The 2,310-nt window shown below is 66.2% G+C and carries 2 protein-coding genes and 1 rRNA gene; 1 reads left to right on the top strand and 2 read right to left on the bottom strand.

What is annotated here, in order from left to right:
• Positions 1-592: 592 nt before the first annotated feature.
• Entirely contained in the window at positions 593-808 is a 216-nt protein-coding gene (locus AC1DHX_RS20610) for a hypothetical protein (protein WP_476858275.1), read from the bottom strand.
• Between the two features lie 456 nt (positions 809-1,264).
• On the opposite strand from AC1DHX_RS20610, the gene AC1DHX_RS20605 reads away from it, so the two are divergent.
• On the top strand, positions 1,265-1,948 hold the full coding sequence (locus tag AC1DHX_RS20605) for a DedA family protein (RefSeq protein ID WP_476860532.1): 684 nt from the start codon (positions 1,265-1,267) through the stop codon (positions 1,946-1,948).
• Positions 1,949-2,191: 243 nt separating this feature from the next.
• Here the strand turns inward: AC1DHX_RS20605 and rrf are convergent.
• Positions 2,192-2,308 (bottom strand): 5S ribosomal RNA (gene rrf, locus AC1DHX_RS20600).
• Positions 2,309-2,310: the final 2 nt, after the last annotated feature.

The raw sequence follows: 2,310 nt of genomic DNA, 5'->3' as shown, positions 1-2,310 counted from the left end.
CCTCATCACACGCTCCCCCGCCACCCACGGCCACTATGCCGTGCATCACTCCAACCCCGTGCCAGCAGATCCCCCACATGGCGGGCCCATGCAATTGCAGCCAAACAGCCGTCGTGTTGTCGAATGCAGGCCGCCACAGGGGCGTGACGCGGCAGGATGCTTCCGATGCCTTCTGGGCCAGACTCCGAACCAAGTGTTGTTCGAGGGGTACCGCAACCGGGTTCCCGGACGTCGGACGGCTTGCCTGACCCTGCGCGGGCTCATGGATCCCGCCGCGATCATCGCCGGCCTTCCGGCCAGCACTGCCGTCTGCCATCTGCCGGGGCGTATGACGAGTTGATGGCCCGACAGCAGCCACCCCGCCGAAATCATGGCTGAAGGGAACACCTGACGAACGTCAGCTACCTGGAATCAGCGAAGGACCTTGCAACCCGCGGCGGAAGTTGCATGATCTCGTGGTTTGATCGAGCAATTGATTCGGCCGCAACCTGTTCCCAGGACGTCGAAGCAGCAAGAACTGTCAGGCAACCCCCTGGAGTCACCCTTGCTGTCTGTGCTTACTGAGAGCTCCCCCAGTCGATGTTCGCGATGTCTAAGGTGTTATCGACTCCCCTGAGTTCGCCCGCAATGCATCGGAACGGTCGGCTCGATGCGTCGCGCAGATCCGTGATCTGTATCGGATACCGCTTTCAAGAGCGGCACCTTCCACGACGAACAAGACCGACGCGTGTTCATTGCCTGCCGGAGCCGCCTGGCGAACGTGTTCCCACCCGACGCGATCCCAGGCAGTGTCATCAACGGCCTTCACCCACGCGCGGAATCCATCTTCATGCTCGGAAAGCGCATCCACCCAAGCGTCTTGGTGCTGAAGGGCGTACGCGCCAGGAGGGAGGGCGGGCTTGGCCTGTGTGTGAGCCTTTCCTTCGTGCGTCTTCGGTCGCCAATAGTCCCGGGAACCTGGGCAGCTCTTCAGGGCCTAAAGCAGGAGGCGTAGTAGACGCGCAGGTCCGGCGGTCGTACCGGCGCGGGCGGTGGTGGTTGCGGGCGATCCGGCCGGAGCGCCGAGCCTAGCGCCGCGGCCGGAAACGCTGTGCCGCCGCCGGCCGGGCAGTGTCCGCAGCGTGCTCTTGACGCGGCCCCGGCCGCAAGGGTAGACAAGGGCCATCCCGGTGCTGTCGCGGGGGTTATGACCGCAGACAGAACGCGGGCAGCGCGGGGACCGTCATGATGAACCACGGCGGAGCAGCGGAGTGAGGTGTGAGCGATGACCGGATTAGTTGCCTTCCGCTTCGTGGCGCTCGGCTGGGCGGCCTACTTCGCCGCGGAAGCAGGGGTTGCGGACGGATGGGCGTACTACTTCGCCGTCTTCGTGATTGTGCTGGCCCAGTGCGCCGGTGTACCGCTTCCCGCCGTGGCCGTCCTGCTTGGAGCCTACGCCTCGGCGCGCCACGGAGACCTGAACCTTGCCGCCGTTATCGCGGTCGGCAGCCTGGGCGCCATGCTCGGGAGCACTATTGGCTACGTACTTGGGCGGGTGGGAGGCCGTCCGCTGATGCTTCGACTCGCACGGCGCTTCCACGCCGACGAGAATCGCATCCTCCAGCTCGAGTCGTTCTTCGATCGGCACGGCGGCAAAGCCTTGTTCTTCGGCCGCTGGGTCATAGTGGTCCGGCTCTGGGGCGCCATTGCCGCGGGGGCCGCCAAGATGCCGTGGCCCAATTTTCTGCTCTGGACCATCACAGGGTCCATTGCCTGGGTCGCGAGCCTCAGTGTTCTCGCCTATTTGGCCGGGGCGCTGGCCAATGCCATCGGTGACGCTCTCGACATCGGCGGCTGGGTGCTGGTCCCCTTCGTCGTGCTTGGCCTGGTGATCGTCTGGCGCCGGCGCAGACGCCGGAAGCTCAGGTCAGCGGGAGGGGCAGGGGACGGCGTGCCCGATGCCGAATGAGGCCGTCCAGGCGCGTCCGGCCTGTACGTTTCTGCAGCAACGCGGGGCCTCCTTCAAGGCGGAGCATACGACGTCGTAGGGCCCCTCACCGGCGATCGCGCGCCAGGGGCGATTACCGGACCGGCCCGGGGGCAGCTGGCCGTGGGCCCGGGCTCCGGGGCCGGGGTCCCGGCCCTGCCGGAGAGGGGGGTTAAATGCGGGAGGACCCCCACGTGTGGTGGGGGTCCTCGACCGTTAATGGTGTTCCGGCGGTGACCTACTCTCCCACACCCTCCCGGGTGCAGTACCATCGGCGCTGTGGGTCTTAGCTTCCGGGTTCGGGATGGGACCGGGCGTTTCCCCCACGCTATGACCGCCGTAAC

The organism is Arthrobacter sp. 05N33_2 (genome assembly GCF_056397425.1).
This window is presented reverse-complemented; position numbering and strand designations above follow the sequence as displayed.

Coding starts and splice junctions, on each gene's coding strand:
- AC1DHX_RS20605 (WP_476860532.1), top strand. CDS start 1,265: ATGACCGGATTAGTTGCCTTCCGCTTCGTGGCGCTCGGCTGGGCGGCC.